Source organism: Aminobacterium sp., from assembly GCF_034926885.1.
Classification (GTDB): domain Bacteria; phylum Synergistota; class Synergistia; order Synergistales; family Aminobacteriaceae; genus Aminobacterium.
Genome location: NZ_JAYFQR010000014.1, coordinates 58,423 through 82,273, shown reverse-complemented (window position 1 = coordinate 82,273; position 23,851 = coordinate 58,423). Strand labels below are relative to the sequence as shown.

Here is a 23,851-nt window from a genome sequence, read left to right as displayed (position 1 = left end):
CCGGAATTTTCTATTAGGGAGAATATGGCGAGAGGAGCTCGTTTTTATATGAAGAGTGTTATAAATGCCCTGTATCGCTTAATGTATCGCTTCGCAGATGGTATGGCGATCTTCATGCTTGGGGTCATGGTTTTTTCTGTTTTTACAAATGTCATTTTTCGCTTTTTTTATATGGCCTTCCCATGGGTGGATGAGGTGAGCCGTTTTGCTTTTGTATGGATGTCTTTCATGGCTATAGTTTCTGGACTCCGCATAGGTCTTCATCCTGCTTTTGATGTTCTTGTCACAAATACGCATGGTGTTGCGGGAAAGATTTTGCGAACGGCTATATCTGTTTGTATTGTTGTTTTCCTTGGCTTCTTGTTAAAGGGTGGAATTGATTATATTTCAAGAATCTACGTTCAGAAGACGTCTATTCTTGTTATTTCCGTAGCGTGGCAGTATTCTGCTGTTCCCATTGCAACAGTGATGATGCTTTTAGAAATGGTTCGTCAGATTATGCGTATTTGGACTTCGAAAGTGGAGGAAGCCTGATATGGTTGTATTGTTAGCTTTTCTTGGTTCGTTATTAGGATTTACTATTGTTGGTGTTCCCATTGGTTTTGGAATAGGACTTTCTGCGTTGGTACTTATGTTTGTAACGGGAACAGTTGAGCCTATGGTTCTCGCGCGCAGAATGATTACTGGAGTAGATGTGTACACCCTTTTGGCTATTCCTTTCTTTATGCTTGCAGGGGAGATTATGAACAAGGCTGGATTAGTTCATGATATTTTGCTTTTTGCCAATGCCCTTGTTGGTCGAGTTAAAGGGGGCCTTGCCTATGTCAATGTTGTGGCAAGTATGCTTTTTGCTGGCATAAGCGGTTCTGCTGTTGCCGATACTGCGGCTTTGGGATCTCTGGAAATTCCCATGATGGAAAAAGGCGGATATGACAGAAATTTTTCAACAGCCATTACTGCTGCCTCTTCTGTCATAGGTCCTATTATTCCACCGAGTGTTCCCATGATTATTTTGGGATCTATAGCTCAAATTTCTATTGCAAAACTTTTTCTTGGTGGTGCCATTCCAGGACTTCTTATCGGTATTGCCCTTTTAACCGTTTCTTATTTTGTTGCCCGTAAAAATAATTACCCAGTAAGTGAAAAGGTAGGGTTCCGAGATTTCCTAAAAGTTTTCAGAAAGACCATATGGGCGTTGATTCTTCCCCTTATTATTTTAGGGGGGATTTTGGGGGGAATATTTACAGCAACGGAGGCGGGAGCTGTTGCCGTCGTTTATGCTGTTGTCGTATCATATTTCCAATACAACGTAAAATGGTCTGCTTATCCGGAAATATTGAAAAGAGCTTCTTTGAATACTGGTGTCGTTATGTTGGTTTGTGCTTCAGCTATGGCTTTAACATGGTTTCTTGCTGTAGCGCAAGTTCCTCAACTTCTTACGAATATAATAATGAATATCACAGAAAACAAGTTGGCATTTTTGCTCATCCTTAACATCCTTCTCTTCCTTGTTGGCATGGTTATCGATTTAACACCTGCATTGTTCCTTCTTGTTCCTATCCTTTTGCCGGTGTGCAGAAGTTATGGAATTGACGATATTCACTTTGGTGTCATTATGGTTACTAATTTATGCGTAGGACTTATAACTCCTCCAGTCGGAACGGTTCTTTATGTAACAAACTCCATTTCAAAAGTATCTTTAGGAGCATTGGTGCGGTCTCTTCTCCCTATGTATATTGCCCTTTTTGCCGTTGTGTTGTTGGTGACGTATGTGCCTCAGATTGTTCTGTGGCTTCCCTCTCTGATGTAAGTGAGAGATAAAGGGGTGATGTAAATGTCTGAAAAAAACAGGGTACAGGTTCTTCAGAAAGCAATAGCCGTTTTAGAAGACCTATCAGATCGACGAGAACCAGTAGGATTGACAGAAGTAGCAAAAGCGACAGAGCTTTCTAAAACCACAGCTTATCGCATTCTTTCAACTTTTGTAGAGAGTAATATCCTTATGAAGGATATTCATGGGCGCTACCAGATCGGGCCTGCTGTAGTGAAGTGGGCTGCGACTTATAACAGACGATCGGGATTGCTTGAAATGTCTCGTGATGTTTTAGAAATCATGAGGGACTATTCAGGGGAAACAATCCATCTTTTCGTTTTTGAAAATGGGAGAGCCTATTATCTCGAAAAACTTGAAAGTCCAAGTCCATTGGTTATGCGATCTAAGGTTGGAGCGGAGCTTCCTCTGTATAGTACAGCAGGAGGAAAAGCTATTCTTTCAGCCTTACCTCTTGAGCGTATAGAATCGTATCTCAAAAAAACTGTTTTAATAGAGCGAACGACAAATACTATCACCGATCCTGAAGAGTTAATTCAGCAACTTAAAATATATAAAACACGTGGATATAGTGAAGAAAATCAGGAGAATGAAGAGGGAATTCGTTGTGTTGCGGTTCCTATTGTTGATAGTAATGGTTTCCCTCTGGGAGCAGTGAGTGTGTCTGCACCGGCATATCGTTTTGATGATAAAAAGGCCGTAGTTTTAGGCCGTAAACTGGCACAAGAGACAGCGAAAATATCTCTTCGTATCAATCGGCGTCATTTAGAAACTATTAAGGAGGGATTCTAATGACATGTATTAAAAAGTATGAGGTCCTTTCGGCAGTAGAGGAACAGGGAATAGTAGGAATTATACGCACAGAAAATATAGAAAAAGGCATCGCAATGGCTGATGCCATGTTTGATGGAGGATTAAAGGTCGTTGAAGTTTCTATGACCTTTCAGGGCGCTTTGGATATAATGCGCACGACAGCTGAACGACATAAAGGAAAAGATCGCTTTGTGGGGGCAGGAACTGTTGTAGACGAGGCGACTGCCAGAATGTGCATTGTTAGCGGGTCTGAGTTTGTTGTTTCTCAAAGCCTTCACGATGATGTTGTTCGGACATGTAATAGATATGGTTTGCCTTGTATGCCTGGCATTGGAACGGTTTCAGAATTAATGCATGCCATGGAGCTTGGTGTAGATGTTGTCAAGGCTTTTCCTGGAAGTGTCTTGGGGCCACAGTTCATTAAGGCTGTTCACGGCCCGGTTCCTTATGCCAATATTATGCCAGTGGGAGGCGTGTCTCTCGATAATATGAAAGATTGGTTTAAGGCCGGAGCATTTGCTGTCGGGTTGGGAAGTGCTTTGACTAAACCCTCTGGAACTGATGGCGGTTACGATGCTGTACGAGAGACTACCGAAAAAGTTTTAGAGGAAATAGCTAGGATCAGAGCGAGTTTAAAGTAAGAGGAAGGGTGAGTTTTTATGGCTAAGTTTGTTACTTTTGGGGAAATAATGATGAGGTTAACACCTCCTGATCATGAAAAAATTCTGCAAACACCTAAGTTCGTAGCAACTTTTGGAGGCGCAGAGGCCAATGTTGCTGTTGCTTTATCCAACTATGGTGAGGATGCTGCCTTTGTAACAGTTGTTCCAGATAACCCCATCGGAGAGGGCGTTATTCACGAACTACGTGGCTTTGGTGTAGAGACTTGCTTTATTCGTAAAAGCGGAGATCGCCTTGGAATATATTTCACAGAAACTGGCTCGTGTATGCGTCCCTCAAAAGTTATTTATGACCGAGCGCACTCTGCTATCGCAGAAGTAAAACCTGGCGATTTTAATTGGGACACTATTCTGGAAGGAACCAAGTGGTTCCACGTAACAGGTATTACTCCTGCTATTGCTGAAGGAACAGCCGATGTGACCCTTGAGGCACTCAAAAAATGTAAGGAGAAGGGGATTACAGTTTCTTGCGATTTGAATTATCGTAAAAAGCTGTGGAAATGGGGCAAGAAGCCTATAGAAGTTATGCCTGAACTCATGAAGTATGTAGATGTAGTAATTGCCAACGAAGAAGATTGCCAGAAGTGTTTAGGCATAGAGGCAGACGTAGATGTAACTTCCGGATCCCTTGATGTCGATAAATATAGAGTTCTAAGTCAGAAAATGTTGCAACAGTTTCCCAGCGTTAAATATCTTGCCGTAAGCTTGCGCGAGAGCGTTAGTGCTGATTGGAATAACTGGTCAGCTATCTTGGCTGAGCCAGGAGAAGTGCATGTGAGTAAAAAGTATGAAATTCGCCATATCGTAGATCGTATAGGCGGAGGAGATTCCTTTGGCTCAGGCCTGATTTACGGGCTCAATCACTTTGAGACTCCACGAGAAGCGCTGGAGTTTGCAGTAGCAGCTTCGGCATTGAAACATACTATTTATGGAGATTTCAACAGAGTATCAGTACAGGATGTTATGACGCTTGCTGGGGGAGATGCCAGCGGGCGAGTTCAACGTTAATAAACGGAGAGAATAATGAGTAAAATCGCACGCCTTGAACTGTTCAAAGTTCCACCACGTTGGCTCTTTTTGAAGATTACCACAGATGATGGTGTTGTTGGCTGGGGAGAACCTGTCGTAGAAGGTCGAGCCTCAACAGTGGCTGCAGCCGTTCGGGAGATGGAAGAATATCTTGTGGGGCGGGATCCTACGGAAATAGAAGACCTCTGGCAAGTGCTCTATCGGGGGGGGTTTTATAGAGGTGGGCCCGTTCTTATGAGTGCTATTTCTGGAATAGAACAAGCACTATGGGATATTACCGGAAAAATATATGGGCTGCCCGTCTATAAAATGTTAGGTGGTGCTGTGCGCCAAAAAATTCGTGTCTATTCATGGATTGGCGGAGACAGACCATCAGATGTGGCAGCTGAGGCCCGGGAAAAGTATCAAGCAGGAATGACAGCCATAAAAATGAATGCGACAGAAGAGATGGGCTGGATAGATTCTTATAAAAAGGTAGACGATGTTCTGGCTAGAGTTCAGGCTATACGAGACGTTCTTGGCGAGAAAATCGACATAGCTCTTGATTTTCACGGTCGTGTTCACAAGGCTATGGCCAGAATATTAATGAAAGAGCTTGAGCCTTATCGACTTATGTTTGTGGAAGAGCCGGTGCTTGTAGAGAATAGAGAGGCATTTTTGGAATTACGTCGCCATGCAACTATGCCTATTGCTACGGGAGAGAGAAATTTTGGGCGATGGGATTTTAAAACTCTTCTAAAAGATGGAGCAGTGGATATTATACAACCTGATTTAAGCCATGCTGGCGGAATCTGGGAAGTTCGTAAGATTGCTGCAATGGCAGAGGCGTATGATGTTGCTCTGGCTCCTCATTGTCCTTTGGGCCCCATTGCATTGGCAGCATGCTTACAAGTGGATTTCTGCACGCCGAATGCTGTTATTCAGGAACAGAGCTTAAGCATTCATTATAATGTGGGAGCTGATTTGCTCGATTATCTTGAAAACCCAGCTCTCTTTGAGTATGAGAATGGATATGTAAAACTTCTTACGGCTCCAGGTTTGGGAATAGAGATTAACGAAGATGTTGTTCGAAAACGAGCTGACGAGGCTCTCGCTTGGAAAAATCCGATCTGGAGACTTGAAGACGGTACTATTGCCGAATGGTAAATTTATATTAACTATGTTGGATTTGCAGAGCGAGGCACCCATTTGAGGTGCCTCGCTCTTTTCTCTTTTAGAAAGCTGGAACGACTCCGCCATTGTATTTTGAAAGAATAAATTCAGCGACTTTTTCCGAGCGTAGATATTTGATAAGAACCTCAAATTTTTTATCGTTTTTGTGATCTTCCCGTACAGCTACTATATTAACGTAAGGAGATTCGCTCCCCTCTATTAGAAGTGCGTCTTTTGTCGGATTGAGACCGGCCTCCAGAGCATAATTACCATTAATGATAGCTCCATCTACGTCAGGAAGAACTCGTGGAAGCTGTGCTGCCTCTATGGCTTTGAAACGAAGTTTCTTGCTGTTTTCAACAATGTCGAGTTCAGTAGCTTCTAAGCCTGCTTTATCAGAGAGCTTAATAAGCCCGTGTGACTGAAGAAGCAGCAATGCTCTCCCCCCGTTTACGCTGTCGCTGGGTATGGCGATAAGTGCTTTTTCTTTAAGATTTTCAATAGCTTTTATTTTTTCTGAATAGAGCCCTAAGGGTTCTACGTGTACTGCCCCAATTGAAGCCAGTTTAGTTCCATGAGAGGCATTAAAACTTTCGAGATAAGGTAGATGCTGATAAAAGTTAGCGTCGATCTCTCCGTCATCAAGAGCGAGGTTGGGCTTTACATAATCAGTAAATTCGATGATTTCAAGCTTTATCCCTTCTTTTGCAATATCATCTTTAATAACATTCAATATTTCCGCATGGGGAAGGGGTGTTGCTCCGATTTTAATAACTTCCTCTGCAGATAGGGCTGTAGGTGCGAGAGTTACGCATAAAGAAAAGAGTACTGTTAAAAGAAGAATACCAATATGTTTTTTCACGTTCCATTCCTCCATTTTGTATGTTGTTATAAAATTTTTTGCGCGCGCAGTTTGCTGATCTAGCGATGACGGGCTACATGTTGGGCTATTTTATTGCCTGCTCCCTGAATCACTTGAACCAGCAGAATAATTACTATGACAGCTGCCACAAGTACATCTGTTTGAAAGCGGTGGAATCCGTAACGAATGGCCAGATCGCCCAGCCCGCCGCCTCCAATAGCACCAGCCATGGCCGAATAGCCGATGATATTGATAATAGTAAGAGTTTCTCCCAGTATGAGAGAGGGAAGAGCTTCGGGTATCATAACTTTTAAAATAATATCCTTAGGATGGGTACCCATAGAAACCGCCGCTTCTACAAGTCCTTTTTCAACTTCTTTTAGAGAGCTTTCCACAACTCTTCCAACAAAAGGCGCAGCTCCTATTGAAAGAGGAACAATAGATGCTGTTGTTCCAATGGTGGTTCCCACAATAATTCGAGAGAGTGGAAAGAGAACAATCATAAGAATAATGAATGGGAATGAACGACATATGTTTACGATGCTGTCGAGGGTGCGATAAATAGGTTCATTCTCTAATAATCCTCCTTTTTCGGTGACAACAAGGGCTACCCCTAAGGGGAAACCTAATAGAGTGGAAAAAAGAGTAGAGAAGAGAACCATGTAAATTGTTTCTAATGTTGGAGAAACAATAAGGTGTGTAAGAGCTAAAATTTTATCCATTCCAAACCACATCCACTTCTACACTTTTAGATTGAATGAAAGAGAGTGCGTTGTTAATTTCAGAGGGGGTTCCTGAAAGCTGAACAGTAAGATTTCCAATTCTGCTGCTATGCAGATGATCAATCTCTCCCGATAAAATATTGATTTCAACGCCGCTTTGTTTTATGGCTTGAGAGATAACGGGGTGATTTGCCGTCTCTCCATTGAAAGAGAAGGTCAAGACCGGTTTCCCAGCTTCATGAGGAAGTTTTTCATGATCGTATGTTGTGCGCGGAAGGTGACTTAAAAATTCCCGGGCAGTTTTAGACTGCGGCTTCATAAAGACATCTTTTACCGTTCCTAACTCCACAACTTCTCCCTGTTCTAATACGGCGACCCTATGACAAATTTGACGAATGACGCCCATTTCGTGAGTAACGAGAACAATAGTTATGCCGAGCTTACGATTAATTTCATCAAGAAGACTGAGTATGGATTGAGTCGTTTTGGGATCAAGAGCACTTGTTGCTTCATCGCAGAGTAAAACACTTGGATTGTTTGCTAATGCTCTGGCAATACCAACCCGTTGCTTTTGTCCCCCGCTGAGTTGCGATGGGTAGCTTTCTGCCTTGTCTGAAAGGTCAACAATGTCAAGCATTTCAGTTACTCTTTTAGAGATAGCATCAGAAGACCATTTTTCTATTTCAAGTGGAAATGCTACATTTTGAGAAACTGTACGTGATGTAAGCAAGTTGAAATGCTGAAAAATCATTCCTACATGACGTCGAAGTTTGCGGAGTTCAGGGGTTGAAAGACATGTAATATCAGTGTCTTCTATGAAAATATTTCCCGAACTGGGCTCTTCAAGTCTGTTAAGTGTGCGAAGTAATGTTGATTTTCCTGCCCCACTTAAACCGATAATGCCGAATATTTCTCCTTTTTGAATAGTGAGAGTTATATTGCGTAAAGCTTCAAAATCTCCTCTTTCAGAGCTATACGTCTTGTGTAGATTTTGGATGTTAATCAATAGATTCATCTCCTGTAATAATAGCGATAAAAGCATAAAAAAAACCGGAGCCTTCAATAAGAAGGCCCCGGCCTGAAAGTCAATCGACAGCAGCACTAAACTGCGTCGACCACGTCAGGAGGGCCGCCGCACATGCACATCATCATGCTATTCAAAACTGTTGCCGCTGCTGCTCTATTTTTTGCGTGCATGCTGGTTCCTCCTTGCTCTTAATATGGTGGTGCGCAGATTGTGGCATATGATATCTAAAAAAATCGATGCTGTCAAATAAGCAAAGCAAAATTATAAAGTCATAAAAGTGCAGACTTTGTGGCAAGTAGTTTGCATTATAGCATTTTTTGGTTTCTGTCATTTCTTTTGTGACAGTAGTGGGGGGATGCTATCTTTGAGATGTTGATTAATTAAGCTTTTGGCGTTTTTCAAAACACCTTGCTTTTTACTGTCATATAGTTATAATACAGTAAGACAGATAAAGGGCCACTGAAAAGGAGAGTTGTCTTTTGAAATTATCTATTGATGCTTCTAGTGAGATGTCATTGAATCAGCAAATAAAAATACAAGTAAAATATCTCATCATTAGCGGGGTCCTAAAATCAGGGGCTCAAATTCCGAGTGTACGCGAAATGTCAGCCTTTCTTAAAACGAATAGAAATACGGTAGCTAAGGCATACAAAGAATTAGAAGAAGAGGGGTTCCTTGAGATTCGTCAAGCGGCAGGAACTTTTGTAGCTAGCCAATTGGAATTTCCAAAAGAGAAACAGACAAGTAAATTTATTAATCTTGTAAAAAATAGTATGAAAGAAGCTCAAAAGTTGGGATTTTCTTTCGATGAATTTTTAAATGTTGTACAAATAGTGTGTCTTCATGAAAAGAACAGCAGCGCTGGTGTAAAAGCTCTTTTTGTCGAGTGTAATTCTTTTGCCTTGGAGCAATATGTAAAAGATCTTGCGGAAGCTCTTTCAATTTCTGTTGAAGGACTTCTTTTAGATGATCTTGAACAAGGAAAGGTAAGTAAACAGTTTTTACATTCCTTTGATTTTGTTGTTACCACAGCAGGACACTACCCCAGAGTTTTAGAGCTCATTGGAGACGAATTAAATATATACGGAATTAATATAGGTCCTTATTTAAAAGTTTTGGAGCAGCTGCTTTCATGCCCCAGAGACGCGAGAATCGGGATTGTCTGCATGTCTTCGCGTAGTGGAAGTGAAGGATTGAAACAGGTTTTGTTTAATTTAGGAGTGAGAAGCGATTCCATTATTGAGGCAGATGCGACTGAAGATGAAATTTATAAGATTGCTCAAGATGTGGATATCATAGTTGCCTCTAAATTTGCTCTCAAAGCTAATAAAGAAACTTTTGAAAAGATCAATAAGAAAGTTATCGAATATGAAAACGTTTTATCGGAAGCCTCTATAGAAATTTTGAGAAAAGTTATAGAAAAGATCCTCTCTAAAAAAGCCATTTCTGTTGATTACGTTTCTAACGAATGATGGATGCAATTTTTATCTTGTTGATTCACATATAAAAGGAGGAAATGGATTATGAATGGTAGCAGTCGTCGCAACAGATTTCGCGTGTCTTTAGTTATTTTATCTTGCATTATGGCAGTGGGTCTTGTTTTTGGCGGTTCTGGTATATGTGAAGCTAAGGCCAAATATGTTTTAAAGGTTGGGCACGTATTTACGTCGTCGCATCCGTGGCAGAAAGCATTGGAAGGAATGGCTTCTGATGTTGCTGAAGCAACGAATGGAGAAGTAGAAATAAGGGTTTTCCCCTCATCTCAGCTTGGTGGAGACCGTGACATGGCAGAAGGACTTCAAATGGGATCAATCGAGATGGCTCTTATCGGAACTGGTGCATTGCAGTCTCTCGATAAAGTTATGATAGTTGAAGAACTTCCATATGCTTGGGTAAAAAGAGAAAATGCATATAAAGCCTTGGATGGAGAATTAGGTGAAATTTTAAAAGATCGTATGAAGAGCAAAGGTATTATTGGGCTAAGTTTCTGGGCAAGTGGCTATCGTCATATTACCAACAATGTAAGACCAATAAATACAGTTGATGATTTAAAAGGTTTGAAACTTCGTGTTCCAGAAGCAGAGATGAGAATAGATACATTTAAAGAATTAGGAACATTACCTACCCCCCTAGCATTTTCCGAAGTTTTCACAGCTTTACAGCAGAGAGTCGTTGATGGTCAGGAAAATCCTCTCGCAACAATTTATTCCTCCAAGTTTTTTGAAGTTCAAAAATATCTTTGTATTTCCAGACATATTTGGGGTTCCGCTTTCTTAGCTATAAGTGAGAAGACTTGGAATAATCTTCCAGAAGAATATAGAACTATCATCTCTGACAAAGCGGAAGTATGGAAAGAAAAAGAGCGCCAGATGATCGTTGATTCGGAGAAAAGCATCCTTGAAGATCTGAAAGCAAAAGGGATGGTTGTTACTGAACCTGAACTCGGTATTTTTAAAGAGAAAGTAGCACCTGTATGGACAAAATACGAAAGTGTCTTTGGTAAAGATATTATTGATGTAGTGCGCAAATATTCCAACCTTTAAATTCCATATTTGAAATTGTTTTGCTAATAGAATCTGCGGGATGGTTGTTAACCATCCCGCAGTGCCCAGAGGTGAAAGCATTGTATCAGTTATTTAAGAAAAAACTAATGTCTTTGTTGAAATTTGCTGTTTGTTCGCTTCTTTTTCTTATGACAGCGGATGTGTTTACCGGGGTCATATTCAGATATGTCTTAAAAAAGCCACTTGTGTGGGTAGATGAATTAGCTCTTATTAGTGCTGTATGGCTGGCCCTGTTAGGAGCTAGCGTTGTATATGAAGATAATCAGCATCTTTGTGTAGATTTTCTTATGGAGAGACTATCAGAGCGAGGGAAGGTCCGCTTAGAGTTAATAATAAATATATTAATTATGCCTCTTTTTGTGGTTATGCTTAGAGGTGGGTTAGCTTTAATAGGAACTACATATACATCTATTACCCCCGGTTTAAAGGTGAGTGTAGCAATAGAGTATTTACCTGCATTTATAGGTGGTTCGTTACTTTTGTTATTTAACGTAGAGAAAATAATTAATAACATTAAAACATTATCTTTAGGAAAGTAAGGAGGGGTGTTCCATGGTTATTGTTTTGCTAGGTGCTTTATTTGTTCTTATTGGTCTTGGTGTTCCTATTGCCTTTTCTATAGGACTTTCATCACTGCTCTATCTGACGTTGTGTGGTTACCCCTCTTTTCTTGTTGCACAGAGAACTGTACAGGGCATTTATAGTTATCCTTTTTTAGCGTTGCCGTTCTTTGTCTTTGCTGGAATGTTAATGGATTCCGGTGGAATAACTGAAAGATTAATGAAGCTCGCAAGTGCTTTGGTTGGGCATTTTAAGGGTGGTTTGGCAGCTGTTACTGTAACTGCAAGTGTACTTTTTGGTGCATTGTCTGGATCTGGTGTAGGGGATACAGCGGCAATTGGCTCTATTATGATTCCTGCCATGAAGAAAAAGGGGTACGATGCGTCTTTCGCTGCAGCCCTAATGGGGTGTTCCGGAGTGTTGGCATCATTGATTCCTCCAAGTCTTACTACCGTTATTATAGGTGCTGTAGGTGGAATTTCTATTGGCGGGCTTCTCTTAGGTGGACTTGTTCCTGGACTTCTCACGGCTTTCTCTTTAATAGCGGTGTCAACAATTATTTCTATTAAAAAGGGATACGGTGGAGAAAAGAAAGCTACATTTCAAGAACTTTGTTTAGCGATTAAGGGGAGTCTTATCCCAATGATGGCTCCTGTAATTATTTTGGGAGGAATACTTACTGGAGTTTTTACAGTAACAGAAGCAGCTGTCGTAGCAGTAGTTTACTCTCTTTTTGTTGCTTTGTTTGTATATCGGGAAGTCTCTATTAAAGATTTACCAGATGTTGCTTTTAAAGCTGTGAAAATTTCTGTATCAATAATGATTATTGTTGGCTTAGCCTCTCTTTTCGGTTGGGTGTTAACCGCAGAACAGATTCCACTTATTTTAACGAAATTTTTTATAGCTATTTCTCCAAACAAATGGGTTTTCTTATTGATTATAAATTTGTTTGTTCTTCTCTTAGGAACATTTATGGAAACTACGGCAATAGTTATTATATTAATTCCTGTCCTTATGCCTGTAGTTGCTGCATATGAACTCAATCCCATCTATTTTGGAATAGTTTTCTTGCTGAATACATGCGTTGGAGCAAATACACCTCCTTTAGGAGTAACCCTTATGACAGCGTCTAAAATCGCAGATGTTTCATTTACAAAGGCGTCTAGAGCAGTCTGGCCTTTCCTTGGTGCTACTGTCGTAGCTTTGATTCTTACTGTTATATTCCCTGCACTCACCACCACGTTACCTGCGTTGGTCTTAGGAAGTCATTAGGGGAGAAAGGAGGATGGGCAGATAATGAAATTTGCGTACATGATTGCAACACCTGAAGTTAAAGGAAAACATATAACAGCGCTAAGAGGGGATTACGATAGTCTCTTTAAATTGTTGAAATCTCAAGGTTACGACGGAGTCGAATTTATGACAAAAAATCCATTTGAGGCAAACCTTGAATTGTTAGCTGAAAAAGCTGTGCAATATGAATTAGAAGTTCCTGTTATTTGTACTGGGGAAATGTACGGGGAGGATAAGTTGTCTTTTGCCGATCCTGATGACGAAGTACGTAAAGAGGCTGTGAGAAGAACTAAAAAACTAATGGAAATAGCCTCTGATTTGGGAGCTCATGTCAACGTTGGTCGGTTGCGAGGGCGCTTTTTAGAAAATATCCCCAAAGAAAAAACGTTACAGTGGGTTCAAGAGTGTTTATGCGAATGTGCTTCTGTGTCGAGAGATGCGCATCTGTTGATTGAACCCATATGTAAAGATTATGAAAATTTCATATTAACTACATCTGAAGGTGTTGATTTTCTTAAATTGTTGGGGGTAGCAAATGTTCGCCTCATGCTTGATTACATACATATGATTTCGGAAGATGAAGATATTCCTCATAGTATCGATATGGCAATGAGTTGGGTTGACCATGTACATGTCTGTGATTCAGACCGCTTACCTCTGGGATATGGTTCTTTTGACCTTTCTTCATTCTTTAATTTATTGGGAAAAGCGTCATATGATCGATTCGTATCAGTAGAATCCTTCCCTACTGATAATCCTGAAGAAGATGTAAGAAGTAGCATTGAGGCATTACATCGATTTGCTTCCATTGATTAAAAAGTAAAGGGTTGATATTCATGGCATTTAAGATTCTAGCCATTAATCCGGGATCTACTTCAACGAAAGTAGCAATTTATGAAGATCGCTCATGTCTATCAGAGGTTTCATATGAGCATGATCAAGAGATATTATCCCTGGGAATATGGGAGCAATATGGAGAAAGAAAACGAGTAATCATGAAAGCGCTTTCTGAGGCCGATATTCCCTTAAGTGAAATTAATGCAATAGCTGCACGTGGAGGGCGGGTACGGCCAGTTCCTTCTGGTGTGTATTCTGTGAATAATGCTCTTCTTGAAGATTCTAAAAGCAGCATTAATGGAGCACATGCATCTTCGCTTGCAGTCTTTTTAGGAGAAGATTTTGCAGAAGTTGCAAAGTGTCCTGTCTATATAGTTGATCCGGTTTCTGTAGATGAGATGGTACCTGAAGCAAGATATTCAGGTACCCCTCTCATTACGCGTAAAAGTTTAAGTCATGCTCTTAATTCTAAGGAAGTTGCACGTAAAGCTTCTTTGAAGTTGGGTATGAATTATGAGAACCTCAACCTTGTAGTTGCCCATTTAGGTGGTGGAACAACTATTAGTGCCCATAAAAATGGACGCATGATTGATGTTATTAATGATTTTGAAGGGAGCTTTACGCCTGAACGATCTGGAGGATTACCGACTTTAGATTTAGTTAGTCTTTGTTTTTCCGGAAAGTTTTCTAAAGATGAGGTAATGCGCATGATAGAGGGAGACGGTGGGTTTAAAGCATATTTGGGAACCAAAAACTTGAAGCAGATTGAAGAACAAATTTTAGCTGGGGATGAAAAAAGTTCCCTCTTGATGCAGGCATATCTTTATCAACTGACAAAGACTATTGGAAGTGTTGTTGCCATTTTAAATTTCAAAGTCGATGCTTTATGTATTACTGGTGGGATTGCAAAGTCACAAAGAATTTGTTCTGCTTTAAGCGATAGATTTTCAAAAATGACGCAAGTTTTATTTTTTCCAGGATCCTTTGAAATGGAAGCATTAGCTTTGCGTGTTTTGAATGTTATGGAAGGCAAAGAGCGGGCTCGTGTTTATCCAGAAGGAGATTTTATATGATGGCCCAGTTTGCAGATTTTGAAACAAAAGCATTGCACCAAAACAAAGAGAATGTTGTAGCGGTACCTTGTCCGTATGACATAGAGATTTTAAAAGCATTGGATAGGGCTCAAAAAAAAGGTATCTGCAACGGTCTTCTTTTAGGTGATACCACTCTAATTGCTAAATATTTGAGAGCATCGGAACTAAAAGAAAGCGATTTTGCTACTTTTGACATAAAAGATGAGCAGGATTCTGTTGATGAAGCCTTTAAAAAGCTTGTTTCTAATGACGTTCAGATTGTAATGAAAGGGATTGTTCACACAAATACTTTTATGCATGGTTTGTTGAAAAAGAAGAAAGAGCTTCTCTCGAGTTCTCTTGTTACTCATGTCGTTGCTTTTGAAATACCGACTCGTGGGTTACTTTTTGTATCGGACCCAAGCATTTTGATTGAGCCAACTGTTGAGCAGAAACAGATCACTATTCAAAATGCAATATTATTATTGCAACGTCTTGGAGTGGAAGAGCCCAAAATAGCAATTATATCGAGTGTCGAGACTCCGACTCAAACAATATCATCTTCATGGGATGCTCAAATTCTCTCTGATAGCTTCCGTTCAAGTCAAACTATGGCATTAGTGGATGGCCCATTAGCTGTTGATAATGCTTTTTCACTGGAAGCAAAGGAAAAGAAAAACATAAAAAGTGATGTGGCAGGACGGGCAGATGTATTTATAGTTCCATCTCTTGACGCAGGGAATATTTTTTGTAAAGGCTTAACATATATCGCTGGTTTCCCTTCTGCTGGAATACTTGCCGGTACAACTAAGCCAGTTATCCTTACTTCAAGGTCCGCAGGGGCTGAAGAGCGCTATCATTCACTCCTTTTAGCTCTTGCCATGCTTTAAATAGTGAATTTACGTTGTAGTTATATTTTAAGGGGGATTAGTGATGAAACTTCTTGAAAACATGCCAATGGAGGGTGCTCCTTATTTCGGAGAAAAGAAATGGGTTTCACCTTTAAATTTTATGCCTGAGGTGAAAGGAGAAGAAACTTCTTCTAAAGTATACATCCATGATGTAACTTTGAGAGATGGCGAACAAACATGTGGCTTGAATTGGACAGAAGATGAACGTGTAGATATCGCTGTCGCATTGAATGATTTAGGCGTAAAAAGTATCGAGGTAGGAATGCCTATTATATCGGAAGATATAGGAAGGGCCATTAAACGTTTAGTAAAAATGAATTTAACGTCAGAACTCATTCCTTTTTGCAGAGCAAGGAAAGATGATATCGAATTTGCTGCTAAAACAGGAGTCGAAAAAATAATAGTTGAGCACGCAGTTAATCCATATACAAACTATTATGCCTATCATGCAGATACTGAAAAGCTTCTTGATCGTGTTATTTCAAATGTAAGTTATGCTCAGTCACTTGGTTTGAAAGTTACTTTTATGGGTTGGGACGTAACACGAGGAACTTTGGATTATGCCAAAAAGGTTTACAAAACAGTTGTCGATGCGGTCCATCCAGAAGCAGTGGTTTTTACTGACAGTTTTGGAGTGGCAACTCCTCAAGCAATATACCATTCTATTAAGGAATTAAAGAAAGTACTTGGAGATACGCCGATAGAATTTCATGTTCATAATGAGTTTGGAATGGCCATGGGATCAGTTATGGCTGCTGCATATGCAGGTATTTCTGGAATACACTCATCGATTAATGCTTTAGGAGAGAGAACGGGTAACGTAGCTACTGAAGAAGTTGCCGCAGCTCTTGAACTATTGCTTAATATCGATACGAATATCAACCTTGACAGGATCAACGATGTTACCCTCATGGTTGAGAAGATTACAGGAATTCCTATTCATTACAACAAACCTGTGACTGGAAAAAGACTTTTTTGGATGGAATCAGGAGTAGTTGTACAGGCAAAAAGCAGGCTTGAACAAGCTGGAATTCAAGCAGCAATGTTTCCTTACATGCCCGAATTAGTGGGAAGAGAACCTGCTAATGTTGTTATCGGGGGATCAAGTGGAAAAGACAGTATTATGCAGTATCTGGATAAGATGGGTTTGGCATATGCTGAAGATGACTTGCAGCCTCTTACCGATAAAGTTAAGGAATTGGGAAGAGCTAAAAGAGATGTTGTTACTGTTGAGGAATTTGAAAATATTTATAAAGAGTATATGAATAATAAATAAAGATATAAATGCAGCCTCCCTTTCTTTAGAGGGGGGGCTGTGCTTTTTGAGGCTTCATTGTGGAAGGATGAGAAGAATGACTCCAAACGCCATATTGATAGATAAAAAAGATTCAGTTGTTACGGCAGTAAAAGATATAGCGGCAGGGGACGCTGTAATAGCTAAAGACTATTGTGGAGAAGAATTACTGGCTAAAGAGCCTATCCCAAGAGGTTTTAAAGCTGCATTGTCTTATATCCCAAAAGGAGCGTTTATTTATAAATATGGGAAGCCTGTCGGAGTTGCTACTCAAGATATAGAGGCAGGAAAAGTTGTTCATGTGCACAACATTAGAAGTAACAGAGGCAAGGAGTATAGGGAGGAACACAAATGAACTCGATTTCTCTAAAAGGGTATAGACGGGCAGATGGAACGGTAGGTATCCGCAATCATATACTCGTGCTTCCGACAGTTATTTGTGGTAATTCTGTAGTAGAGGAATTAGGGCGTAGGTACCCTGATATCATTGCTATTTCTCACCCTTATGGCTGTACCTTTGATCCTTTAAGTAATAGGGAAATTACAGATATTTTTGTAGGCTTAGGTAAAAACCCTAACTTTGGAGCTGTTCTGATTGTAAGTTTAGGATGCGAAACAGTTAAACTTCTTGAAGTAAGCCGTGCCATTAAGAGGACGGGAAAACCGGTTGAAATATTATCAATTCAAAAATGTGGAGGAACACGAAAGACGATAGAAGAAGGGGATAAGATTATCCACCGTTTCTCCGAAATTTTAAAAAGGGAAGAGAAAGTAGATGTTGCTTTATCTGACCTTATCATTGGCACAGAATGTGGCGCTTCCGATAGCTATTCTGGGCTTTCCGCAAATCCCGTGGTTGGTAATGCCTGTGATAGATTTGTTGATGAAGGGGCTACTGTCTTTTTAACAGAAGTGACAGAATTTATCGGTGCGGAAGATATTTTAAGGCGACAGTGTAAAAATGAAGAAGTAGGTTCTCAGCTTATGGAATTAGTGGCAATGACTGAACATTTTATGGCACGTGTTGGACATAGTGATATTGCAGACATTTCCCCAGGGAACATTGCTGGGGGGCTGAGTACGATAGAGGAGAAGTCCTTGGGGTGTATTCGTAAGGGAGGTACCAGGCCTATTGTAGAGGTTGTTGGTCATGGCATTCGTCCTCAACAAAAAGGATTGGTTGTTATGGATGCACCGGGACATGACGTTGAATCTATGGTTGCTATGGCAGCTGGCGGGGCAAATTTGATTTTTTTCACTACTGGCAGAGGAACTCCAACGGGCTGTCCAGGGATACCTGTCATTAAAGTTTCAAGTAATTCCCAGGCGTTTGCAAATATGAGAGATAACATTGATTTCAATGCAGGTTTAGTAATTGACGGAGATAAGAGTATTTCTGAGCTGGGAGAAGATCTTTTTAATTATGCCGTTACTGTGGCAAATGGCGAGGAAACTGCTTCCGAGCGATTACGTTGTCGAGAATTTGCTATACGCAGGCGTGGTGTTGATGCTTACATTATTTAGTAAAAAATAGGGCCTTGAGAAAACTCAAGACCCTATTTTTTTACTCTACAAGATGTATGGCGAAACCTGATATTTCAATATCGAGGTAAGCAACTTTTAACCGCCCATCTTTTCTTTTTTCTGTTTCTGGTCTGGTCTTTATTCCCATTTGTTCAAAATAGGCTACGGCACGTTCAACGCTATTCGTATGAATGGCGATATGTCCTTTGCTGCCAAGATAGGGAGATTTCATTATTTCAAAAGATTTGCCGGCAAAAACCGAGCTATTTCCGTTCTTTACTGGCATATTGAAGAGCTTTTCGAAGAGCTGAGCACAGCGTAAAGCTTCTTCTTCCGAACTTTCATTGATCCCTATGTGAACCAGAGAAAAATTATGCATTGTAAAAACAGCTTCGCGTACAAGTTTTGTTATTTGATCGAATGCTTTGGCCGCCACTAAGTCTCCTTTTACCATCCAGCTGCCGCCGCATGCGTGCACTACAGGTAAAGCGAGATAGCTATTCAAGTTCTCGGCATTTATGCCCCCTGTAGGAATAAATTTCACATTTCGATAGGGGCCGGCCAGGGCCTTGAGCATTGCGACACCGCCTGATGCTTCGGCAGGAAAGAATTTTAATATAGAAAGTCCTCGTTCTAATCCCATTTCAATTTGAGATGGAGAGTTAACTCCAGGTGTTATGGGAATATTGTTGTCAATGCAATAATCTACAATCGTAGGATTAAAACCTGGAGAGACAATAAATTGAGCTCCCGCATCAACTGATCGTTTCACCTGATCGATTGTCAGTACAGTTCCAGCACCAACAAGAAGGTTGGGAAGGTGTGTTGATATTTGTCGTATGGATTCTTCTGCTGCATCTGTTCGGAATGTAACCTCAGCTACTGGAAGACCTCCATCAATAAGGGCTTGTCCCAAAGGAAGGGCATCTTCGGCATGGTCAAGTTTTATTACAGGAATAAGACCACATTTCCCAATAGTTTCAAGAACAGCGTTCATATATACCCACTTCTTTCTTTAAGTTTTCTTGTTTTTTAGTTTTCAAAATCCATATAGGCTCCCAACATTGCCGAACTTGCATGGCGACTGTAAAGAGCGAGGATTCCTTTTTTCTTTTTCGTCATTGGAGAGATATATTCTTCTCTGCGTTTTTTGATAACGTTTTTCATTTCTTCTTCAGTATATTTTTCTCCATGGACTCCAACAAGAGAGAGTCGACGTTCAGGAATGTTTATCTCTATAAGGTCTTCCTCTTCAACGAAAGCTATTGGACCTTGCTGCGCCGCTTCAGGCGAAATATGTCCGATTGCTGGTCCTCGAGTAGCACCAGAAAATCTTCCGTCAGTGAGTAACGCAATAGAAGACGCTAATTCAGGATCTGAAGCTACTGCTTCTGTTGTATAGAACATTTCTGGCATTCCAGAGCCACGAGGTCCTTCGTAGCGTATAATGACAATATCTCCAGGCTGTATAACCTTGTCAATAACAGCTTGATATGCCTCTTCTTCGCTGTTGAAAGGACGTGCTCGTCCGATCATGACATTCATTTCTTTAGGAATAGCGGAGTGTTTAACAACAGCTCCCTCTGGAGCCAGGTTTCCTTTTAGAATTGAAATTGAGCCAGAAGCGTTGAGAGGAGCAGTTTTGCTTCTTATAATCTCTTCTTTTTCAAAGCCACGTTCGGCAATAAGTTCTTTATGATGTTCAAAGTATCCTGCCTTTTCCAGCTTTTCAAGGTTTTCTCCCAGTGTTTCTCCAGTTACGGTTTTTACGTCAAGGTTCAGAGAGTCTCTAATTTGTCTCATAACTTCTGGAACTCCGCCTGCTAACCAGAAAAGCTCTGATGGATGCTTCCCACTGGTTTTTATATTAACAAGCCATGGAATATTACGGTTAATACGGTCAAAAATATCTGCATTAAAGGAAATTCCCGCTTCATGAGCAATAGCAGCGATATGCATTACGGCATTCGTAGAACCTGCAATTGCAGCATGAACCATAACTGCATTTTCGAATGCCTTTTCGTTTAAAATATGACGTGCACATATATCTTTTTCCACAAGGGATAGAAGAGCCTTACAACTTTCTCGAAGCATTTTTTTCAGCTCTGGTCTCACTGTTGGTATGAGGGCAGAGCCGGGAAGGGCCATACCAAGAGCTTCTCCCATGACTTGCATTGTTGAGGCTGTTCCCATGAATTGACAGGCACCACACGTAGGGCATGCGTGCTGTTTATACCATGTAAATTTTTCTTCTGAAATTTCCCCTCTTTTATATTGTGCAAGATATGTTCCTATCTGTTCGAGGGTTAAATTCTCAGGGCCTGCCGACATAGCTCCACCTGGCATAAAGATTGCGGGCAGATCGAGTCGAGCTATAGACATGAGATGGGCAGGAATAGCTTTATCGCACGATGAAATATAAAGAATCCCATCAAAGGGCGTCGCCATAATTTGTGTTTCAACCATAGCTGTTATGAGGTCACGAGAAGGGAGAGAATAGTTCATCCCATCATGTCCCTGTGCTATGCCATCACAAATATCTGTAACTGTGTAAACGGCACCTCTGGCTTGCTTTTCTCGAAGAGTATGTTGTGCCTCTTCTACGAGCAAATGAAGATGGGCGCTTCCAGGATGACTTTCACCCATCGTACTTTGAATCATAATTTGTGGCAGTGCCAATTCTTCTGCGGTCCAGCCAGATCCCATGCGAAGGGAGTCCAGTTCTGCTGCGACGGACCGCATTTTCTGACTTCTTAGCATTTTTCACCCTCCCTTGCAAAAAAGGGGAAAGGGTTTACCCCTTCCCCCTTATCAAATGTATTTTTCTACTTAGTCTTTATATTCAGCAATGAGATCCTGAACCTGCTTAATCAGATCTGCACCAATTTCGTTAGCATATTCGTCATATACCGGCTGTACGGCTTTCTGGAATTCGGCTTTCTGCTCAGGGGTAAGAATGGTTACAGTCATTTTCTCTTTAAGCTTTTCAAGATATTCTGCATTCATTTGGCGGTTCAATTTTCTATTGTGAACCTTTGCTTCTAATGCGGCGTCTTTTACAACCTTCTGAAGATCTGCGGGCAGACCATCCCAGAAAGATTTAGAAATGAGAAGAACGAAAGGAGAGTAGACGTGACCTGTATCAGTAGCAAAGTCCTGGACTTCAAAGAAATTCTGAAGATAGATTGTTCCCCATGGGTTCTCCTGTCCATCGACGACGTGCTGTTGCATGGCTGAGAAAAGTTCTCCAAATGCCATTGGAGTAGGGTTGGCTCCCATAGCGCGCCAGGCAGCAAGGTGAATGGGGTTTTCCATGGTACGAATTTTAAGCCCCTGTACATCTGCAGGAGATTTAACAGCATGACCGTTATTTGTCAGCATTCTATAACCGTTCTCCCAGTAAGCAAGACCAATGAGCCCCTGATCTTTAAGCTGATCAAGAAGACTCTGACCAACTGGTCCGTCAAGAATGTAGTCTGCAATTTTCTCGTTGGGGAAGAGGAAAGGCAAATCAAAAATTTTGAAGCCATTTACGAAGGTGCTGATAGGAGCTGTTGAAGGGCATGTCATTTCCTGAGTTCCCATTTTCAATGCTTCCATCATTTCTCTGTCATCGCCAAGCTGGCTTGAATGGTAAAGTTCGACTGTTATTTTGCCAGCGCTATTTTTCTCTACGAGTTCTTTAAAGTATTCAAGTGATTTGTATTGAGCAGACTTATCGTTCAGTCCAATGCCTGCCGTGATGGTATACTCTGCAGCAGCGGCTGCAAAAGCGAATGCAGTAAGGAGAGCCAATGTCAATACAAAGGTTGAAAAAATCTTTCTTCTCATAAATAATTCACCCCTTTTTAAAATCAGCGCTTAATAACGCTGTCTTGATGCCATATTTGTTTCCAACTAGTTCATCAACACATTAGGTATGAACATAACCAACTGTGGGAAGAAAATAAACAAAATAAGAGCCACAATCTCTGCTATGAGGAACGGTAAAATAGACCGAACGAGTTCCTCGAATTTGACGTTAGCAACTCCACATGCCACGTATAAAACTGTTCCTACTGGAGGTGTTATGAGCCCCAGCCCGAGGTTGATAGACATAATGACTCCGAAGTAAACAGGGTCAATTCCCACAGACTCCATAACGGGAAGAAGAATAGGAGCCAGAATGAGCATGGCTGGAGTAAGATCCATAACGAATCCGACAAGGAAAAGCAAGATATTAGCAATGATCAAAACGCCAAGCCGAGCATCTGTTATTGAGCGTATAAGCTCTGCAAGGGCGAAAGGAACACGTGCTCTTGTAAGGAGCCAGGCGGTTGCCATGGCCATTCCGCAGAGGAAAAGAACAATGGCTGTTGTCTTGGCAGTGTTCAAAAATATATCAGGAAGATCGCGGAATGTGATTTCTTTGTAGACAAATAAACCAAGAATGAGGGCTACGAAGGCAGAAACTGCTCCTGCTTCAGTAGCTGTGAATATACCTCCGAGTATGCCTCCAACGACGATAACAGGAATGGAAAGAGCAAGCCAAGCCCCTTTAAAGGTTTGAGCAACCCTTTTAATATTAAACTTATGGCTGCTTCCTTTCATTTTTCCATAGCCATGCTTTTTGGTTAGGAACCAGGTCGTGACCATGAGCGAAAGGCCCACTATGATTCCTGGTATGATTCCTCCAAGGAAAATACGAGCTATAGATGTGTTTGTAACGATCCCAAAGAGAATAAAGGGGATGCTCGGAGGAATAATAATGCCGATTACAGATGCAGAAGCTGTAACAGCAGCGGCAAAAGAAGGAGGATAGCCTTCCTCTTTCATCGGGGGAACAAGAAGTCCGCCTATGGCTGCTGCTTCTGCTACGGCAGATCCGGAAATACCTCCAAAGAACATGCTGCTTAAAATGGCGACATGTCCTAACCCTCCGGTTATATGCCCCACCAGAGAGTCTGCAAAGTCAACAAGACGTTTAGCGATGCCACCTCTGTTCATGACTTCTCCTACAAACATAAAAAAGGGTATAGCTAGAAGTGGAAAGCTGTTCATTCCAGAAATAATTTTGGCTGGGAGTACCATGAAAGGAATATTCATAACATGGAGCATCGCTATATTGGCAAGGCCCAAGCAGAAAACAATAGGTAACCCGAAAATAATAAAGAAGAAAAGGATTCCTAAGAATAACCAAAGCATTAGGCTTCACTCCTTTTCCAGCCAAGTAGCAATGCAAGATGCTCATATATCTTGCAAATATTGATAATGAGCATCATGAATGCGCTGACAGGAGCGATGATGTAAACCCACTTCATGGGAATGTAGAGTGCTGGAGAAAGGTTTGTAGCTGAATTTGCCACGATAAGACCATAGCGAAGAAGAATAACGATAACCAGAAGAATGAAGAAATCGGCAGCAAGGCGAATAAAACGTTTGATAGTTGGAGAAGGAATACGATCTACAACGAAATCCAATCCGATATGTTCGTTATATCCATAAGCAAGAACAGCTCCAAGAAACGAAACCCAGATAAAAATAAAACGAGAAAGTTCATCTGCCCAACTGAGGGAGCTGTTAAGAACGTAACGACAAAAAACATTAACTCCTACTATAATGAAAAGAGAAAGGGTAAGAATGATGAGAAAAGCTTTATAAGCTTTTAGTAGCGTTTGAAATATCTTTTGCACAGGTTG

Annotated in this window: 24 protein-coding genes; 16 read left to right on the top strand and 8 right to left on the bottom strand. The window is 40.9% G+C overall.

The features are described from left to right. The first annotated feature begins 48 nt into the window (after nt 1-48). The 6 genes from VB083_RS06375 to dgoD are packed head-to-tail and all read left to right on the top strand — an operon-like array spanning nt 49 to nt 5,499. Nucleotides 49-534, top strand: a complete 486-nt coding sequence (locus VB083_RS06375; RefSeq protein WP_213691945.1) for a TRAP transporter small permease — start codon at nt 49-51, stop codon at nt 532-534. A 1-nt stretch (nt 535) separates the two neighbouring features. Beyond that, a complete protein-coding gene (locus VB083_RS06370) occupies nt 536-1,810 on the top strand; it encodes a TRAP transporter large permease (protein WP_213691944.1) in 1,275 nt (424 codons plus the stop codon). A gap of 24 nt (nt 1,811-1,834) precedes the next feature. Continuing rightward, on the top strand, nt 1,835-2,623 hold the full coding sequence (locus VB083_RS06365) for an IclR family transcriptional regulator (protein ID WP_213691943.1): 789 nt from the start codon (nt 1,835-1,837) through the stop codon (nt 2,621-2,623). After that, complete coding sequence (gene eda / locus VB083_RS06360; protein ID WP_213691942.1) at nt 2,623-3,285, top strand: bifunctional 4-hydroxy-2-oxoglutarate aldolase/2-dehydro-3-deoxy-phosphogluconate aldolase; 663 nt, start codon at nt 2,623-2,625, stop codon at nt 3,283-3,285. The genes VB083_RS06365 and eda (VB083_RS06360) overlap by 1 nt, the downstream gene beginning before the upstream one ends. A gap of 18 nt (nt 3,286-3,303) precedes the next feature. Then, nucleotides 3,304-4,332 (top strand): sugar kinase, encoded by a 1,029-nt coding sequence (locus VB083_RS06355; RefSeq protein ID WP_323401877.1) that lies wholly within the window; start codon nt 3,304-3,306, stop codon nt 4,330-4,332. A gap of 15 nt (nt 4,333-4,347) precedes the next feature. Then, entirely contained in the window at nt 4,348-5,499 is a 1,152-nt protein-coding gene (gene dgoD, locus VB083_RS06350; RefSeq protein WP_323401876.1) for a galactonate dehydratase, read from the top strand. 67 nt (nt 5,500-5,566) lie between these two features. On the opposite strand, the gene VB083_RS06345 is transcribed toward dgoD, so the two are convergent. The 3 genes from VB083_RS06345 to VB083_RS06335 are packed head-to-tail and all read right to left on the bottom strand — an operon-like array spanning nt 5,567 to nt 8,104. Beyond that, nucleotides 5,567-6,367, bottom strand: a complete 801-nt coding sequence (locus VB083_RS06345) for a MetQ/NlpA family ABC transporter substrate-binding protein (RefSeq protein ID WP_213692166.1) — start codon at nt 6,365-6,367, stop codon at nt 5,567-5,569. 59 nt (nt 6,368-6,426) lie between these two features. Further along, complete coding sequence (locus tag VB083_RS06340; RefSeq protein ID WP_213692165.1) at nt 6,427-7,089, bottom strand: methionine ABC transporter permease; 663 nt, start codon at nt 7,087-7,089, stop codon at nt 6,427-6,429. Next, complete coding sequence (locus VB083_RS06335) at nt 7,082-8,104, bottom strand: methionine ABC transporter ATP-binding protein (RefSeq protein ID WP_323401879.1); 1,023 nt, start codon at nt 8,102-8,104, stop codon at nt 7,082-7,084. The genes VB083_RS06340 and VB083_RS06335 overlap by 8 nt, the downstream gene beginning before the upstream one ends. Nucleotides 8,105-8,595: 491 nt before the next feature. On the opposite strand from VB083_RS06335, the gene VB083_RS06330 reads away from it, so the two are divergent. The 10 genes from VB083_RS06330 to VB083_RS06285 all read left to right on the top strand — a co-directional run bounded on the left by VB083_RS06330 (nt 8,596) and on the right by VB083_RS06285 (nt 18,173). After that, nucleotides 8,596-9,588 carry a GntR family transcriptional regulator gene (locus VB083_RS06330; protein ID WP_213699288.1) on the top strand — a complete coding sequence of 331 codons (993 nt, stop codon included), beginning with the start codon at nt 8,596-8,598 and terminating at the stop codon, nt 9,586-9,588. Between the two features lie 51 nt (nt 9,589-9,639). Further along, nucleotides 9,640-10,659, top strand: coding sequence for a DctP family TRAP transporter solute-binding subunit (locus VB083_RS06325; RefSeq protein WP_213691009.1), 1,020 nt, complete (start codon nt 9,640-9,642; stop codon nt 10,657-10,659). Between the two features lie 80 nt (nt 10,660-10,739). After that, complete coding sequence (locus VB083_RS06320) at nt 10,740-11,219, top strand: TRAP transporter small permease (protein WP_213691010.1); 480 nt, start codon at nt 10,740-10,742, stop codon at nt 11,217-11,219. 13 nt (nt 11,220-11,232) lie between these two features. After that, nucleotides 11,233-12,513 (top strand): TRAP transporter large permease, encoded by a 1,281-nt coding sequence (locus tag VB083_RS06315; protein WP_213691011.1) that lies wholly within the window; start codon nt 11,233-11,235, stop codon nt 12,511-12,513. 24 nt (nt 12,514-12,537) lie between these two features. After that, nucleotides 12,538-13,350, top strand: coding sequence for a sugar phosphate isomerase/epimerase family protein (locus VB083_RS06310; RefSeq protein ID WP_213691012.1), 813 nt, complete (start codon nt 12,538-12,540; stop codon nt 13,348-13,350). Between the two features lie 20 nt (nt 13,351-13,370). Next, nucleotides 13,371-14,444 carry a butyrate kinase gene (buk, locus tag VB083_RS06305; RefSeq protein ID WP_213701417.1) on the top strand — a complete coding sequence of 358 codons (1,074 nt, stop codon included), beginning with the start codon at nt 13,371-13,373 and terminating at the stop codon, nt 14,442-14,444. Further along, the gene (locus VB083_RS06300) at nt 14,441-15,334 is read left to right on the top strand and encodes a phosphate acyltransferase (RefSeq protein ID WP_213691014.1); all 894 of its coding nucleotides are present in this window, start codon (nt 14,441-14,443) and stop codon (nt 15,332-15,334) included. Before buk ends, VB083_RS06300 begins: the two co-directional genes overlap by 4 nt. Before the next feature lie 43 nt (nt 15,335-15,377). Then, nucleotides 15,378-16,631, top strand: coding sequence for a LeuA family protein (locus tag VB083_RS06295; RefSeq protein WP_213691015.1), 1,254 nt, complete (start codon nt 15,378-15,380; stop codon nt 16,629-16,631). A 46-nt stretch (nt 16,632-16,677) separates the two neighbouring features. Next, complete coding sequence (locus VB083_RS06290; protein ID WP_213701415.1) at nt 16,678-17,004, top strand: UxaA family hydrolase; 327 nt, start codon at nt 16,678-16,680, stop codon at nt 17,002-17,004. Further along, nucleotides 17,001-18,173 (top strand): UxaA family hydrolase, encoded by a 1,173-nt coding sequence (locus tag VB083_RS06285; RefSeq protein WP_213691017.1) that lies wholly within the window; start codon nt 17,001-17,003, stop codon nt 18,171-18,173. The genes VB083_RS06290 and VB083_RS06285 overlap by 4 nt, the downstream gene beginning before the upstream one ends. A gap of 40 nt (nt 18,174-18,213) precedes the next feature. On the opposite strand, the gene eda (VB083_RS06280) is transcribed toward VB083_RS06285, so the two are convergent. The 5 genes from eda (VB083_RS06280) to VB083_RS06260 form a co-directional block, all read right to left on the bottom strand. Beyond that, the gene (eda, locus tag VB083_RS06280) at nt 18,214-19,170 is read right to left on the bottom strand and encodes a bifunctional 4-hydroxy-2-oxoglutarate aldolase/2-dehydro-3-deoxy-phosphogluconate aldolase (protein ID WP_213695575.1); all 957 of its coding nucleotides are present in this window, start codon (nt 19,168-19,170) and stop codon (nt 18,214-18,216) included. 35 nt (nt 19,171-19,205) lie between these two features. Next, nucleotides 19,206-20,933 (bottom strand): dihydroxy-acid dehydratase, encoded by a 1,728-nt coding sequence (gene ilvD, locus VB083_RS06275; protein ID WP_323401875.1) that lies wholly within the window; start codon nt 20,931-20,933, stop codon nt 19,206-19,208. A 69-nt stretch (nt 20,934-21,002) separates the two neighbouring features. Then, nucleotides 21,003-22,004 carry a TRAP transporter substrate-binding protein gene (locus VB083_RS06270; RefSeq protein ID WP_213691020.1) on the bottom strand — a complete coding sequence of 334 codons (1,002 nt, stop codon included), beginning with the start codon at nt 22,002-22,004 and terminating at the stop codon, nt 21,003-21,005. 66 nt (nt 22,005-22,070) lie between these two features. Continuing rightward, the gene (locus VB083_RS06265) at nt 22,071-23,357 is read right to left on the bottom strand and encodes a TRAP transporter large permease (protein WP_213699290.1); all 1,287 of its coding nucleotides are present in this window, start codon (nt 23,355-23,357) and stop codon (nt 22,071-22,073) included. After that, entirely contained in the window at nt 23,357-23,845 is a 489-nt protein-coding gene (locus VB083_RS06260; protein WP_213691023.1) for a TRAP transporter small permease, read from the bottom strand. The genes VB083_RS06265 and VB083_RS06260 overlap by 1 nt, the downstream gene beginning before the upstream one ends. Nucleotides 23,846-23,851 lie beyond the last annotated feature (6 nt).